The 14,439-nt window shown below is 48.4% G+C and carries 12 protein-coding genes; 9 read left to right on the forward strand and 3 right to left on the reverse strand.

Features of this window, described 5'->3' with window-relative positions; all coding sequences use genetic code 11:
• Positions 1-14 precede the first annotated feature (14 nt).
• Entirely contained in the window at positions 15-158 is a 144-nt protein-coding gene (locus E1189_RS16160) for a hypothetical protein (RefSeq protein WP_155161475.1), read from the reverse strand.
• Between the two features lie 65 nt (positions 159-223).
• Here E1189_RS16160 and E1189_RS16165 point away from each other — a divergent pair, with 65 nt between their 5' ends.
• Positions 224-1,474: an AAA family ATPase gene (locus tag E1189_RS16165; RefSeq protein WP_155161477.1), complete on the forward strand. Its 1,251-nt coding sequence runs from the start codon at positions 224-226 to the stop codon at positions 1,472-1,474.
• An 11-nt stretch (positions 1,475-1,485) separates the two neighbouring features.
• Positions 1,486-2,130, forward strand: coding sequence for a DUF4276 family protein (locus E1189_RS16170; protein ID WP_155161478.1), 645 nt, complete (start codon positions 1,486-1,488; stop codon positions 2,128-2,130).
• Positions 2,131-2,357: 227 nt separating this feature from the next.
• On the opposite strand, the gene sodB is transcribed toward E1189_RS16170, so the two are convergent.
• Positions 2,358-2,936, reverse strand: a complete 579-nt coding sequence (sodB, locus tag E1189_RS16175; protein ID WP_155161523.1) for a superoxide dismutase [Fe] — start codon at positions 2,934-2,936, stop codon at positions 2,358-2,360.
• Between the two features lie 403 nt (positions 2,937-3,339).
• Here sodB and E1189_RS16180 point away from each other — a divergent pair, with 403 nt between their 5' ends.
• A complete protein-coding gene (locus tag E1189_RS16180; RefSeq protein WP_155161480.1) occupies positions 3,340-4,257 on the forward strand; it encodes a coiled-coil domain-containing protein in 918 nt (305 codons plus the stop codon).
• Here E1189_RS16180 and E1189_RS16185 read toward each other — a convergent pair.
• Positions 4,254-4,514: a Lar family restriction alleviation protein gene (locus E1189_RS16185; protein WP_155161482.1), complete on the reverse strand. Its 261-nt coding sequence runs from the start codon at positions 4,512-4,514 to the stop codon at positions 4,254-4,256. The genes E1189_RS16180 and E1189_RS16185 overlap by 4 nt on opposite strands.
• Before the next feature lie 205 nt (positions 4,515-4,719).
• Here E1189_RS16185 and E1189_RS16190 point away from each other — a divergent pair, with 205 nt between their 5' ends.
• The 6 genes from E1189_RS16190 to E1189_RS16215 all read left to right on the forward strand — a co-directional run bounded on the left by E1189_RS16190 (position 4,720) and on the right by E1189_RS16215 (position 14,432).
• On the forward strand, positions 4,720-5,496 hold the full coding sequence (locus E1189_RS16190) for a hypothetical protein (RefSeq protein WP_155161485.1): 777 nt from the start codon (positions 4,720-4,722) through the stop codon (positions 5,494-5,496).
• A gap of 113 nt (positions 5,497-5,609) precedes the next feature.
• Positions 5,610-6,560, forward strand: a complete 951-nt coding sequence (locus E1189_RS16195; protein ID WP_155161487.1) for an acetyl-CoA carboxylase carboxyltransferase subunit alpha — start codon at positions 5,610-5,612, stop codon at positions 6,558-6,560.
• Between the two features lie 78 nt (positions 6,561-6,638).
• On the forward strand, positions 6,639-8,009 hold the full coding sequence (gene tilS / locus E1189_RS16200; RefSeq protein ID WP_155161489.1) for a tRNA lysidine(34) synthetase TilS: 1,371 nt from the start codon (positions 6,639-6,641) through the stop codon (positions 8,007-8,009).
• Between the two features lie 76 nt (positions 8,010-8,085).
• Positions 8,086-10,071: a hypothetical protein gene (locus E1189_RS16205; protein WP_155161491.1), complete on the forward strand. Its 1,986-nt coding sequence runs from the start codon at positions 8,086-8,088 to the stop codon at positions 10,069-10,071.
• A gap of 167 nt (positions 10,072-10,238) precedes the next feature.
• Entirely contained in the window at positions 10,239-12,218 is a 1,980-nt protein-coding gene (locus E1189_RS16210; RefSeq protein WP_155161493.1) for a hypothetical protein, read from the forward strand.
• Positions 12,219-12,464: 246 nt separating this feature from the next.
• A complete protein-coding gene (locus E1189_RS16215; RefSeq protein ID WP_155161495.1) occupies positions 12,465-14,432 on the forward strand; it encodes a hypothetical protein in 1,968 nt (655 codons plus the stop codon).
• Positions 14,433-14,439 lie beyond the last annotated feature (7 nt).

The following is a 14,439-nucleotide window of genomic DNA, read 5'->3' on the forward strand; positions in this document are numbered from 1 at the left end:
ACCGTGGATAAAGGTTATTTATAGATCTGGTTGTATTGCCTGGCAGTCATTCCATACATCAACTTGTCTGCAAAGCCGGTTGCCTTCTCCTTGGCTTCTGAGGCACCTGTGGGCGGTAGAGTGCCTGCGGGGCGAGTGCAATAAGAAGTAAAACTCATATACCTTCTGCAGATCGTATAGAATCAATATCAATTATATTCAAGCACATCTTAAGTAGAACCATATGGCACTTATTGAAGGCATTAAAATACGGAATTTCAGATCGTTACGTGATGTAACCCTGGGTAAAACTTGGCAAGACAGAAAAAGGAAGCCTCTAACTCCACTTACCGTCGTCGTGGGCAAAAATGGTGTAGGAAAGAGTTCTTTGTTTGATGCATTTGGGTTTCTTGCAGATTGCCTAACTTTCGGGATTGATGAAGCATGCCATAAAAATGGACGGGGCGGTTTTGATCGGCTTAGGTCTACAGGCTCAGACGATAATATTGAATTTGAAATCTATTATCGTGAATCTTCAAATGAGAGACCAATTACTTATGAATTATCAATTGGTGCTGACCGGTACGGAAGGCCTGTAGTAGCAAGTGAAAGACTCAGGCAGCGGCGTCAGGGGCAAAAAACAGGTTGGCCTTTTTCCTTTCTTGAGTTAAATCACGGTTCTGGGAAGGTATGGTCAGGTACAGCTCTTGCTGAAAGCGAAAATCCAGATGATTATCTGAAAGAAGAAACCAATGAAACACAGCAAATAGACCTTGAAAGTGCTCAAAAGCTAGGCATTGCAACTCTTGGTAATCTAAAAGATCATCCAAGAATTGCCAAATTTAGAAAGTTTGTTGAAGGTTGGTATTTGTCATACTTTACACCCGATGCTGCCCGGGATATTCCTCGTGCTGGGCCCCAAAAACACTTGAACCGAATTGGGGATAACCTTGGTAATTATGTTCAATTCATGGAACGAGAGCACCCACGAAAATTCAAAAATGTATTGAATGAGATTGCAGGAAAAATACCAGGTGTTGAGAATATAGATACAGAGCCATCTCCTGATGGAAGGTTGCTACTGCGCTTTTGGAGTGAAGGTTTTGATAAGCCTTTTTATGCTCAACAAGTGTCTGATGGTTCATTAAAACTATTTGCCTATATGCTCCTTCTCGAAGACCCTGAACCAGCACCATTCATTTGTATTGAAGAACCTGAAAATGGCTTGTATCACAAGTTGTTAGACTCCTTAGTCGATGAATTTAGAGCTAATGCAAGTGGAAGAAAAGGAGATTCTCAACTTTTTGTTACTACTCACCAACCATATTTAGTTGACTCTCTTGATCCTGAAGAGGTTTGGATACTAGAGAAACAGGGGAGTGGATATTCTACTCTGATGCGAGCGTCTGATTATCCGGAAGTTGTTGCAATGGTTGAAGAAGGTATTCCTCTGGGAAGCCTCTGGTATAGCGATCATATAGATAGCCGGATGTAAGGGATCAGTTAATGCATTTTGAGATTCTTGTTGAAGGACAAGCAGAACTGACCGCCTTGTCGATTCTCGTGCCAAAAATCCTTGGTGAATATGACAACCCACATACATGGAAAATTCATAAGCATCGGGGGATCGGTCGTATCCCCGATGATCCCATGCAGACACCAAACCCTAAGGACACGACACTACTGCATCAATTGCCTGCAAAACTTCGTGCCTATTCTAAAGCCCCAAACACTAATCGAGCAATTATTGTACTGCTGGATTTAGATGATAAAGATATTAATGTATTTTCTCAGGAGTTACGGTCACTACTTGCCTTATGTGATGGAGATTTTGAAGCAAACTTTGCATTTGCCATCGAAGAACTCGAGGCTTGGTACTTAGGGGATAGGAGCGCACTTATTTCTTTCAATCCAGATATACGTCTTAATACCCTAAAAGATTACGTTCAAGATAGTATCTGTGGGACATGGGAGATGCTTGCAAGAGCTGACGATCCCACCGTATTAAGTCAGAAAAAGCGCGGTCGTCATTCGCTCGACAAGAAAAAAGAGTGGTCAAAAAAAATACCACCGCATATGGACGTGGACTCTAATCAGTCTCCCAGCTTCAATAAATTCGTCAACTGTCTTAGAGAGCATACAGCTGCATAAATAAACATATCAAAGGGGCAAGCTACAAGTGGTTCCATGTAACATGAACCTCCCCCGCTTTTGTGGACACCTCCATTCCTAACCGAGTGAGGTGTCCACGAGCATACACAAACAAAACAGCACTCCATACAAAAAACTGCCTGACAAGCAACCTCATCAGGCAGTTTTAACACTCAAGCCAAAGTCAAACCCCGACACAATCAGGAGCCCGACAAGGCAAAAAAAACTTAAGCAAAGTTTTCCTGAGCAAATTCCCAGTTTACCAGTGCCCAGAAAGCTTTCAGGTAATCAGGGCGAACGTTACGGTAGTCGATGTAGTAGGCATGCTCCCACAGGTCGCAGGTCAGCAGAGGCTTCTGATCGGTAGTCAGAGGAGTGGCTGCGTTGCTGGTGTTTACAATTTCAACGGAACCGTCAGCGTTCTTAACCAGCCAGGTCCAGCTGGAGCCGAAGTTGTTCACAGCCATTTCGGAGAACTTGGCAACGAACTCTTCGAAAGAACCGAAAGCTGCGTTGATAGCGTCAGCCAGTGCGCCAGTCGGCTGGCCGCCACCGTTAGGGCTCAGGCAGTTCCAGTAGAAAGTGTGGTTCCAGGTCTGGGCTGCGTTGTTGAATACGCCACCGGTGGAAGTCTTAATGATCTCTTCCAGAGACTGACTAGCCATTTCGGTGCCTTCAACCAGACCGTTTAGCTTAACCACATAGGTGTTGTGGTGCTTGCCATAGTGGTAGTCCAGAGTTTCCTTGGAAATATGGGGTTCCAGAGCATCGCGCTCGTAAGGCAGTGCGGGCAATTCAAAAGCCATTTTGCTTGTCTCCATCTCAATCCTGTCAGGCGTATGCCGAATACTGCCTCGGCACGGCAAATTCGGTTTGCGGATAATAGCACTGTGAGAACGGCTGTTGCCACGTGTTGTTACAGGGTTTTGAGCGAATGACAGATGATTACCTGTCCTCTGTAAATACGTACACCCCGGTTTCCGGGCTTGGAACCTGTAACAGTTTGGGCAGGAACTTGCGATTTTTGGGCTGGACGCGGCGGCGGCAGAGGGTGGCCGATAGGAAAGGTATTGTTGTGACTCGCTTTGGTGCATCAGAGGTCAGCATGCACAAAAAATAAAACTTTCTTTTATATTCCCATCCAGGGCTATTGGGCGCACTCCGGCTTTGCTCTAGAATGAGGGCAATTTCCTTCAGCATGTAATGTAGATGAACTCTCGCTCACAGGACGATCTCGACCACTTGCCCAGTATCTCGCTGTCACCGGATGATATGCCCGAGCGTACGCCAGACCGGAGCAAAAAAGCGTCTGAGAAAAAGGTTTCTTCCAAGACATCCACGTCTAAATCTTCAGCCCAAAAAGACGGTGGTGGATCTCGCTTCCCGATTTCCACGATTATTCTGTCTGTTGCTTTTCTCGCGCTGGCGGCAGGAGGCTATATGCAGATGCAGGCCTTGCAGACAGAATTAAGAGATGCCCAGGCCCAGCTGAAAGTCACAACGTCCCTGTTAAATGATGTCTCTGGCGCGGTGTCCCAAACCGGTGAGACATTAAGTAAAAGTGACAATAAGGTTCAGGATGAATTAAAAGCCGTCAACTTTGAAATCCGTAAACTGTGGGATCTCTCAAACAGACGCAATCGTCCAAATATTGAAACCCAGACAAAACGGGTTGATGCTTTGAGCGCCAGCGTTGCCAAGTCTGGAGAGGAGCTGGAAAACTCGGTCAACAAAATTGATAAGAATACGAAAGAATTAGCTGAGGCCGAGAAAAGGCTGGCTGCACTGCGCAAAGAAATGCAGGCAGTGAGTGCAGATGTGGTGGCCGGTTCTACCATTACCCGTGAGCAGGTTTCTGATCTGCAGAGTACCGTTGATGGCCTTTCGGCAACAGTGAAAACGGTGACATCGACCAGTGAAGGCCTGAATGCAGATATTAAGAATCAGGTGAAAGATTATGGTGAGAAGATCAAGGCTATTGATGCTCACCGTCAACAGGTGAATCGTCGTTTGCTGCAGTTGGAAAACAGTGTACGTAGTCTGCAGTCTGGCTCTCGTTCCGGTTTAACCGTTCAGCCTGCGGCCCAGAATACATCTTCTGGCACAGGAGCTGCGGCAAAGGGTTAAAGGCGAGGTGGTGGAAAGTTACCAAAACTGCTCAAGTGTTCCAGAAGCTGGCGGTTTTCAATAGACTTTTCCAGCCTCAACTCTCGGGATTGATGCTCCCACTGGGATAAGGCTTGATGATAACTGCGGCTCTTGGGGCCGTACGCCCTGCAATTCTCGCAGATAACCCGATACCACAGTAACAAGTGTTGAACTGTTCCGTTTGCACTGTTGCAGAACGGGCAGGGTTCCAACTGTTGTATTCTTGTGGTGCTCATCCTTTAACCGCCTCCTGAATGGTTGGCGTTTGTACTGTGTTCAATAACAACTAAAACAACGTCTAGGATCTGTTGTGATAACTGAGTACAACATATGGTGTCTTTTCAGGTTAGAAGCCCAGTAAAAGAGAGGCAAGAGCAAGCGTCGCCCGTCGTTTGGCGAAAGGCCTTGCTGACAGCTGGCTGCTGTCGTTTAGCTCCCATTATGTTTTTTACTGTTTTCTTATCAGGCTGCTCGTTTTGGGGGGGAGTCTGGTCAGAGAAGCAAGAGTCTGAGCTGCTTTCTGTTTCAGAGACTCGCCTGTGGCAGTTTTATGGTGTCAGTGCTGATGATGTCGCTTTACTACTAAAGGGGAAAGGTTTGGTTACGCCGGTGTACCAGGTATTGTCCAGCAATGAAATGTTGCCGGACTATGTCCGCACCGCCAAACTCTACGATGCACTCCGCCAGAGTGGTTTGTCTCTGGTACCTGTCGAAAATACGCTGCGGTGGCACTATAAGATGATCGCAGCTGTGGAGCACAAGTGCCCTAAAGGTGCTACAGATCCCCTTCCATCTTGTGAATATTACCATTGGTACAGTTGGCTGCCGGGTTTTGGTGAACGATACGACCCTGAAGCATTGCACCGCCTACTCAAGAAAAACCGTGTCGACTATCTGGTAATGGCAGACCCCGATCTCTATTTTTCTGGTTCTGATGCTATGCACAACCTGCGCTATGCACCATCATCTCTGCCGCTGGTTCAAATGAGTGAGGCAAAGCGTGAAAGGCTCTTAGCCACTGTACAAAAGGAGGTATCGCTTGCCATTGTACGTGTCGAGTGGGGCGGACATCACGTCGAACGCTGGAGCCAGATTGTTGCCCGCTGCTCTTTACCGCTGGAGAAAAAGGGGCTGACAGGAAAACAGCTGCGTCAGATGCGTGGGGAAATGCTTGATGCACTGCGTGAGCAATGTATACCAGCCTTATTTATGGATTAGGGTACTAAATGTTAAAATTTGGTAACTTCGTCTTACATCTTTTCCCTCGACAAGATGTTGCGTATTCCTTAATGTGTAGCCAATTTTTACGTAAATGGTTGTGATTCTCGCCAATGAATCCGAACTACCTTGACTTTGAACAACCGATTGCAGAACTCGAAGCCAAAATCGAGGAGCTGCGCTTGGTTGGCAGTGATAACGAACTGAATATTACCGGCGAAATTGCCACACTTGAGGAAAAGTGTCGTAACCTGACAGCTAACATTTTCAGCGACCTTACACCATGGCAGGTCGCGAAAGTAGCCCGTCATCCTCGCCGCCCTTATACCCAGGATTATATCCGTGAAATATTTACGGATTTTGATGAAATTCATGGGGATCGTCACTTCTCGGATGACCACGCCATTATGGGTGGCATGGCAGAGCTGGATGGCCAGCCGGTGATGGTTATCGGTCATCAGAAGGGCCGTGAAGTGCAGGAAAAAGTACGCCGCAATTTCGGTATGCCCCGTCCAGAAGGTTACCGTAAAGCCTGCCGTATGATGGAGATGGCGGAGCGTTTCAGTCTTCCTGTCCTGACCTTTATCGACACACCCGGTGCTTACCCCGGTATTGATGCGGAGAAGCGTGGCCAGAGCGAGGCCATTGCCTGGAATCTGGCAGTGATGTCCCGTCTGGAAACGCCTATTATTTCCACCGTAATCGGTGAGGGCGGTTCTGGTGGTGCACTGGCTATTGGTGTATGCGATCGCCTGCTGATGTTGCAGTACTCCACTTATTCGGTTATCTCTCCTGAAGGTTGTGCATCCATTTTGTGGAAAACAGCGGACAAGGCCGCTGAGGCGGCTGAAGCCATGGGTATTACGGCGCCACGATTGCATGAACTGGGTCTTGTGGATCATGTGATTGAGGAACCTCTGGGGGGGGCTCATCGTGATACGTCTACTGCGGCAGCCAGTATAAAAGAGGCACTGCTGGAAGAGCTGGGTCGGCTGAAGGGCCTGCGTGGTCCAGAGCTTGTTCATGCTCGTTACCAGAGACTGCGTGAGCTGGGCGTAAACTAACCTCAGCCCTATTCTTTAAAAGCCAGATCAGTATTATCTTATGCTGATCTGGCTTTTTTATTTCCGACTGAAACATTTATGTCTCTAACGCTCTCATCCTTTTACCAGGCTCTAACCGAGCTGCTTTCAGAAGATTGTTCCAGGCCATCACTGGTTGTAGGTTTCAGCGGCGGGGTGGATTCCACAGTTCTGTTACACCTTTGTAAAGAGCTTTTGGAGCGTGGGCAGATTCAGTCCCTGAGAGCGGTGCATGTTCATCACGGTTTGAGCGTACTGGCCGATGGCTGGGCTGCCCATGGGCAGGATATGTGCGCCCGCTGGAATATTCCACTGAACGTACACAGAGTTAATGTGTATGCGGAACGCAGTGTTGAAGAGAGTGCCCGCAACGCGCGCTATCAGGTGTTTGAAAACGAGCTGGCTGCGAATGAAATATTGCTGCAGGGACACCATCAGGACGATCAGGTGGAAACGGTGCTCTATCGCATTGTGAGGGGAACGGGAGTGGCTGGTTTGAAAGGTATTCCTGTTGTTCGTTCTTTGGGGAATGGGGTGCTGGCTCGTCCTCTCCTTGGCTTTCCACGTAAAGATATCGAAGGTTATGCCCGGGGTAATCAGTTGGCCTGGATTGAAGATGACTCTAACAGGGATAACCGTTTTGATCGCAATTTTCTGAGAAATCAGGTGATCCCGGAGCTGGCACAACGCTGGCCGGGAATGAGTACCTCCGTGGTACGCTTGTCCGAATTAAGCGGTGAGACGGATGACATCGTCCGTGAAGTTGCTCTGCAGGATTATCGCCAGTGCGTGCAAGAAAAAGAACTGCCTGTATTGGGGGGGGTGCGGGTACTTGATATTCATAGGTTACAACAGCTTTCTCCTTCTCGCCGTACTGTTTTGCTACGAGAGTGGCTTCACGGAGAAGGGCTGCTATCGCCATCCCGATTCACGTTACAGCAGATTGTTTGCGAGGTGGTACTGGCTCGGGAGGATGGTGTACCAGCTGTGCGCTGGGCCGGTGGTGAGGTGCGGCGTTACAAAAACGGTTTGGTGGCTGGCCATCCACAAACGTCTCAGGCAACTTACTCAAACACACCATTTTCGGGGCAAACGGATACCTTGCCCGACCAGACACAGTTACGCTGTAACAGCGTTTCGGGCGAATGTCCTCCCATAACACGTGGCTGCTGTGTGATTCGCAAGGGTATTACCGGTCGTCTTTCTGCGCGCGCTTCTGTAAATGTCGATGCTTTCTCCCTTCCTGGCAGAAAGGGGCGTAAATCCTTGAAAAAATGGTTAAATGAGCTGGCAGTACCTGCCTGGATTCGCGGTCAGCTTCCGGTGTTGCATGACGGCAATCAGCTCATTGCCATTCCTGGGCTGTTGGTTGCCGAAGGTTATCAAAGGGAAGATGGTAACCCGGGGGTGGAGCTTATCTGGCGCAGGTAGCATTTTTCAAATAACTTTATGCGGTCTGCTTACACGATGTCTACACTTGCCAGCTTTTCTAATGGGGTGTGGAGAGATGCCAGTTTTTTCAGGAGAGCAACGTCTTGAGTTTACTACCGGAGCTATACCTGCAGTTTTGGCTTTGGCGGTCTCCCTTGGTGTATCGCAATGGAGCGGGGCTAATGTAGAGGCTGATCCGGAAGATGTTGTGGGAGAACCTGTTCTTCTCATGGAGGATCAAAGTCAGGAAGACGACAGTGAGGTTGAGACGGTGCGAAGCCCCCTGATTCTCAATGCGCGTTTGTTGAAGGGCTCGTCAGGTATTGCTCTTGAGTTTGCAGTTAACCCCTGGGCATCCGTTCAAAAAAGCAGTGCCCGGATTTGTAAAGGCCGCTCTGAATTGTGTTACCGCTACGATACGATTCCCAATAGGGAAACCTTGCCACTTGTTTCCCATATCAACCTTAAGTCCCGGGCTGATACGGTCAGTATGATTAAGGGGGAGGCGTTGTTTAATCGGGGCGGCACCCTTGAAGAGTTTACCCTGCCGAGTGATATTCATGCTGACCAAAGCGGACATCTTGTTGGTGCTGTAGGAAAAGCTATGAAAGTTCTGGCTGCACAACAGCCGGAACTTGTATCACGACTGGGGGATGATAATACGGCACTGATAGTATCAGATGCAGCGAATATCACATTCACGATTTATAGCTCTGATGGGAATGTTGAACCAATGGTGGAAGTGGTTATCCCTGCCAAAGGGGAGACTTTTGTGGAGTTTGTTTCGGAAGATCTGCAACAGCCCTTAGGAGGCAAGCCCAGCACTTCAGAAAATCAGTTGCCAAAAAAACTGAATATTGTTGGGCTCATGGTCAGCCGGAAAGGAGCTATTCCTGGCGCTATCCTCGGGTATCTGAAAGACATACTTCAGAGTATTGAATACCGAGGCCTGAGAGGTCATTTCCTGAAATTGGGGATGGCTGGTGAGGGTGCCTGGGGCAGCATGGATGAGTACAGGCGTCGGGTTGCCCAGTTACTGGAAAGAACCTGGTATGAAACCCCCGATGTGATTACGGGGACTTTGGTGCCTAGCAGGCGCCCAGAGCATAAAGCACTGGTAAACAGATATGACGGTGAGGGGAGGGTAGATCTGCTACTTACCGATGTGGGTAACTCGGAAGAGGCGGAAGAGGCGGAAGAGGCCGTAGTGAGGATTTATAACTTAGTAAAGGCCATTGAAGCGGGGGAGGGAGTCTCTTTGGGGTTGACTGCAGATAATCTTTATCAAGTACGTTTTATTCTTCGTCCTGAAGTGGCCCGTGAGCTGCATGATCGCTCATCAGATCAGTGGGTAGAATCTCTATCCGGTTGTTTTCTAAGTAAACTCAAGAGTGTTATTTCCCCCCCTATGGATTGGAAAGAGTTTATCGACAAGATCATTATTGCAAAAAAAACACCTCAGTACGTTAAGGTAAAACACGAAGATTATGTTCGCGGTGATTCAATAAAAGAGTACATGTATGCAAACGCACGAGCATTTGCTGCTGGTGCTACTGTGAGCAGCACTATTGGAACGAGCGTAAGGGTTTATGACCGCTATCGTCGGGATGGCAAGCTACCCCACAGATATTCTAAGGCGGAACTGGTGAAGCTTGCGGAATATTCTGCCCGCGATGGCCTTCGTGGTGGTATCAGTGGTACGGCCACTATGAATATTATGAAGTTTACAGGTGTTCCTGCACCTGTTGCCGGAGCGGCAGTTGCTGCAACGAACTCCCTTTATAACGCCTATCATGCGGGTGAACTTTCCTGGAATACAGCAGTACCCGTTACGGTACGTGCAGGTGCGGAATCCATGGCAGCAGCTGCTGGTGGCTGGGTTGGTGAAGCGGCCTTCAGGGTTCTTCCTTTTGGGCAGTCGGGGCCGATGAAAGTCAGCGGTGCTTTAGCGGGAAGTCTGGTAGGGCACTATATCTATCAAGTCGCTGTTGATCGATATAGTTCCTACCTGCCAGTGACAATGTCTGGAAAGCCCAAGCACACAGTGCTTAAGCTGCACTAACTCAATGATTCCCTTCCTGGGCTGTTGGTTGTCGAAGCTTCTCGAAGGGAAGATGGCTGCTTGAGGTGGAGCTTATCCGGCTCAGGTAGCATTTTTTTCAAACAACTTTCTGCGATCTACTTACACGATGACTACACTTCGCTCGGATTTTTGGGGAGTGTGATGCGATGCAAGGTCTGAAAAGTAAAATGTGTATTGGAAGTGCAGCTTTTAAAGCGACCTCCAAAGCAGCGAGAACCGCACCAACTGTTGTAGCACTAGCCGTTTCTCTGGGGGGTATGCAGTTACGGGCTGATGAGCAAGTTCAGAGCAGTGACTATTGGACAGCCTCCTCCTGGGAGCAGAGCGAGTTTGAGAATGATGAACAGGACGATGCCCAGCAGAATCCTCTGGTTTTCAATGCTCGCCTGTTTAGCGGTCCAGCCAACATTGCGCTTGAGTTTACTATCGATCCATGGAAACAGGCTCCAGAAAGCAGCGCAGAGATTTCTGAACTCAGCTCAGGCCTGCGTTATCGTTATGATCTCATTCCTGAGATGGAAACCTTGCCTTTTATATCCCACGTGAACCTTGTATCCAAGGCGGATACGGTAAATGTTGTTCGAGGCAGCACATCCTATAACAACAGCGGTCAGCTGGAAGAGTTTACACTGCCATCTGGCTTTCATACCGGTCAAAGTGGTCATCTGGTGGGTGCTGTATCCAAGGCTATGGGTGTTTTGTCTGCATTAAAGCCAGATGTTCTTGCGTTGCTTGATAATGACAGCACTGCACTCGCTGTATCCGGAAGTACTGGCATTGTCTTCACCATTTATGGTTCAGAAGAGCCTGTTCAGCCTCTGGTAGAAGTTGTTGTTCCTGCGCAGGGGGAGGCGACGGTAAAGGTTCTGGCGAAAGAGCTGGAGGTGCGTCTTCCATCGGAAAACCCCTCAGGCACTAAAGACTCTCCAAGAAGCCTCAATGTAATTGGTTTAATGGTAAATCATAAAGGTGCCATTCCCAGGGCCGTTGTTCGTTATTTGAAGAAGTTGGTGAGTAGTGTTGAGTACCGTGGCCTGCGTTCTAATTTCCTGAAGTTGGGGGTGGCCGGCCAGGCATCCTGGCAGGTTTTGGATGAATACAAACGCAGAATTGCGGAAGATGTTCTTTGTGGCAGGTGGGTGAATAATCCGTCTAACCATGTGGGTGAACTTTATGATGGTTCGATGTACACCTGTATTCATAAATATTCAGGTATTCACGATCGCTACGATATTATCCTCACGGACATTGATGATGCAGCGAAGGCAATGACTTCTATACATAACGCCTACAACACCATCAAATCGGGTAAAACTGAGAGGTCCGGTCTCTATCAGTGGAATATGAATCAGGCACACTTTGTTGTACGTTCTAAACTTTTGAGCAAGATGTATCGCCACGGTGTGGGACAGTACGATTATGTTATTGATTCAATAAATAATGCTCACTCGTCTTGGGGCTACACCTCAGCCATGAATGCAAAACAGGCACTGAACAGGGTGGTTGTTACAGAGGATAATGTCGGCAATCAAAGGTTGCATTTCAGTATGCAACCCCGTGGAGACTCCGTTAAAGAATATCTTCGTGCCAATACTAAAGCCTTTATGGCTGGCGCAGTTGTGAGTGGTACTATCAGCACCGGTGTAAGGATCTATGATCGGTATCGTCAGGACGGTAAGCTCCCTTACCAATATTCCAGTGCTGAGCTGATGGAGTTGAGCAAACACTCTGTAGTTGATGGCCTTCGTGGTGGTATCAGTGGTACGGCCACCATGAACTTGATGAAGTTCACTGGTGTCCCTGCACCTGTTGCTGGAGCTGCTGTTGCCGTTGCAAACTCTCTCTATAATGCTTATCAAGTAGGGGAGATGTCTTGGCGGACAGCCGCTCCTTTAACCTTACGGGCAGGTGCTGAATCTGTAGTTGCTGTCACTGGAGGTTGGGCTGGAGAAGTCGTGTCCAAGATGTTGCCCTACGGGCAAACCATGCCCATGAAGGTAGGTGGTGCGCTTGCGGGTAGTCTGGTTGGTCACTACACCTACCAGCTGGCTGTAGATCACTGCAGCTCTTACTTGCCAGAAGCGATGAGTGGGAAGCCTAAAAATACGGTTCTGAAACTACGCTAATGATGTAGCTCTACTTTCAGAAGAGTTATGTGATAACGGGTGGTGAGGCTGTTTGAATGTGGCTTCACTGCCCGTTTTTGTGTGGGTGCTTCATGCTGGTTTGTCCATGATCTGGCGGAACAGTCTGTGTTTGAGGTGCGTTATGATATGCCTTTCATAGCGTGTTAATACTTTTTTTCAGTACAGCGCGGCAGCTTGTCCACACTATGACTACACTTCGCAATCTTTTAAAGGGAGTGTAGTGAGATGTCTATTTTTAGAGGAAAGAAATATATTGAGGCTACTACCGGAGCTACCCCTGCAGTTTTGGCTTTGGCTGTCTCCCTTGGTGTGTCGCAATGGAGTGGGGCGAATGTAGAAAGAGATCTGGAAGATGTTGTGGGAGAACCTGCTCTTCTTGTGGAGGATCAAAGTCAGGAATACGACGGTAAGGCTGAGACGGTGCAAAGCCCCCTGATTTTCAATGCGCGCTTATTGAGTAGCTCATCAGGTATTGCTCTTGAGTTTGCGGTTAACCCCTGGGCATCAGTTCAAAAAAGCAGTGCTCAGATTTCTGAAATCTGCTCCGAGCTGTGTTACCGCTACGATACGATTCCCAACAGGGAAACCTTGCCACTTGTCTCTCATGTTAACTTTGTGTCCCGGGCTGATACGGTCAGTGTAATTAAGGGGGAGGCGTCGTTTAATAGAGGCGGCACCCTTGAAGAGTTTATCCTACCGAGTGATATCCAGGCTGACCAAGGTGGACATATGGTTGGAGCTGTAGGAAAAGCTATGGAAGTTCTGGCTGCACAGCAGCCGGAACTCATATCACGACTGGGGGCTGATAATACGGCACTGATGGTGTCAGATACCGCGCATATCACATTCACGATTTATAGCTCTGACGGGAATGTTGAGCCAATGGTGGAAGTAGTGATCCCTGCCAAGGGGGAGGCTTTCGTGGAGTTTGTTTCGGAAGATCTGCAACAGCCCTTAGCAGTCAAGCCCGGAACTTCAGAAAATCAGTTGCCACAAAAAATGAATATCGTTGGGCTCATGGTCAGCCGAAAAGGAGCTATTCCCGGCGCTATCCTCGGGTATCTGAAAGACATGCTTCAGAGTATTGAATACCGTGGCCTGAGAGGTCATTTCCTGAAATTGGGGATGGCTGGTGAGGGTGCCTGGGGCAGCATGGATGAGTACAGGCGTCGGGTTGCCCAGTTTCTGGAAAGAACCTGGTCTGAAACCCCGGATGTGGTTGCGGGAACATTGGTGCGTAGTAGTCGTCCAGAGAATGAAGTACTGGTAAACAGATATGACGGTTTAGAGGGGAGGGTAGACCTGCTACTCACCGATGTAGATAAAGAAGATGATGTCTTAGAGAAGATTTATCATGCCGTACAAGCTATCAAAGAGGGGGACGGAGCCTCTTTGGGTTTGACTTTAGATAATCTTAGAGAGGTGCGTTTTGTTCTTCGCCCTGAAGTAGCTCGTGTACTGCTTGATCGCCCATCAGCTCAATGGGATAACACGCTGGGCCAATGTTATCTATATAATCTGAAAACTGCTTACGTCGGTATGGGATGGAAAGAGTTTATTGGCAAGGTCATTGTTGAAAAGAAAACACCTCAGTACGTTGAGATGAAACATGAAGCGTATCCGCGCGGTGATTCCATGAAAGAATACATGCGTGCGAACGCACGTGCATTTGCTGCTGGTGCTACTGTGAGCGGTACTATTGGAACGAGCGTGAGGGTTTATGATCGCTATCGTCAGGATGGTAAACTACCTCACAGATATTCTGAGGCTGAGCTGGTTAAGCTTGCGAAACATTCTGTCCGGGATGGTGTTCGAGGTGGTATCAGTGGTGCGGCTACTATGAATATTATGAAGTTTACGGGTACTCCTGCTCCTGTTGCCGGAGCGGCAGTTGCTGTAGCTAACTCCCTTTATAACGCCTATCATGCAGGAGAACTTTCCTGGAAAACAGTAGCACCCGTTACAGTACGTGCAGGTGCGGAATCTATGGTGGCTGCTGCTGGCGGCTGGGTTGGTGAAGCAGCCTTCAGAAGGCTTCCTTTTGGAGAATTGATGCCGATGAAAGTCAGTGGTGCTTTAGCGGGCAGTCTGGTGGGGCTCCATACCTATCAAATGGTTGTTGATCGATATAGTTCTTACCTGCCAGAGACAATCTCTGGAAAGCCCAGTCACACAGTGCTGAAGCTACGCTAACTCAATG

Origin of the sequence: Parendozoicomonas verongulae (assembly GCF_009711465.1) — a bacterium.
GTDB classification, from domain to species: Bacteria; Pseudomonadota; Gammaproteobacteria; order Pseudomonadales; family Endozoicomonadaceae; genus Sansalvadorimonas; species Sansalvadorimonas verongulae.

Coding starts and splice junctions, on each gene's coding strand:
- E1189_RS16160 (WP_155161475.1), bottom strand. CDS start 158: ATGAGTTTTACTTCTTATTGCACTCGCCCCGCAGGCACTCTACCGCCC.
- E1189_RS16165 (WP_155161477.1), top strand. CDS start 224: ATGGCACTTATTGAAGGCATTAAAATACGGAATTTCAGATCGTTACGT.
- E1189_RS16170 (WP_155161478.1), top strand. CDS start 1,486: ATGCATTTTGAGATTCTTGTTGAAGGACAAGCAGAACTGACCGCCTTG.
- sodB (WP_155161523.1), bottom strand. CDS start 2,936: ATGGCTTTTGAATTGCCCGCACTGCCTTACGAGCGCGATGCTCTGGAA.
- E1189_RS16180 (WP_155161480.1), top strand. CDS start 3,340: ATGAACTCTCGCTCACAGGACGATCTCGACCACTTGCCCAGTATCTCG.
- E1189_RS16185 (WP_155161482.1), bottom strand. CDS start 4,514: ATGAGCACCACAAGAATACAACAGTTGGAACCCTGCCCGTTCTGCAAC.
- E1189_RS16190 (WP_155161485.1), top strand. CDS start 4,720: ATGTTTTTTACTGTTTTCTTATCAGGCTGCTCGTTTTGGGGGGGAGTC.
- E1189_RS16195 (WP_155161487.1), top strand. CDS start 5,610: ATGAATCCGAACTACCTTGACTTTGAACAACCGATTGCAGAACTCGAA.
- tilS (WP_155161489.1), top strand. CDS start 6,639: ATGTCTCTAACGCTCTCATCCTTTTACCAGGCTCTAACCGAGCTGCTT.
- E1189_RS16205 (WP_155161491.1), top strand. CDS start 8,086: ATGCCAGTTTTTTCAGGAGAGCAACGTCTTGAGTTTACTACCGGAGCT.
- E1189_RS16210 (WP_155161493.1), top strand. CDS start 10,239: ATGCAAGGTCTGAAAAGTAAAATGTGTATTGGAAGTGCAGCTTTTAAA.
- E1189_RS16215 (WP_155161495.1), top strand. CDS start 12,465: ATGTCTATTTTTAGAGGAAAGAAATATATTGAGGCTACTACCGGAGCT.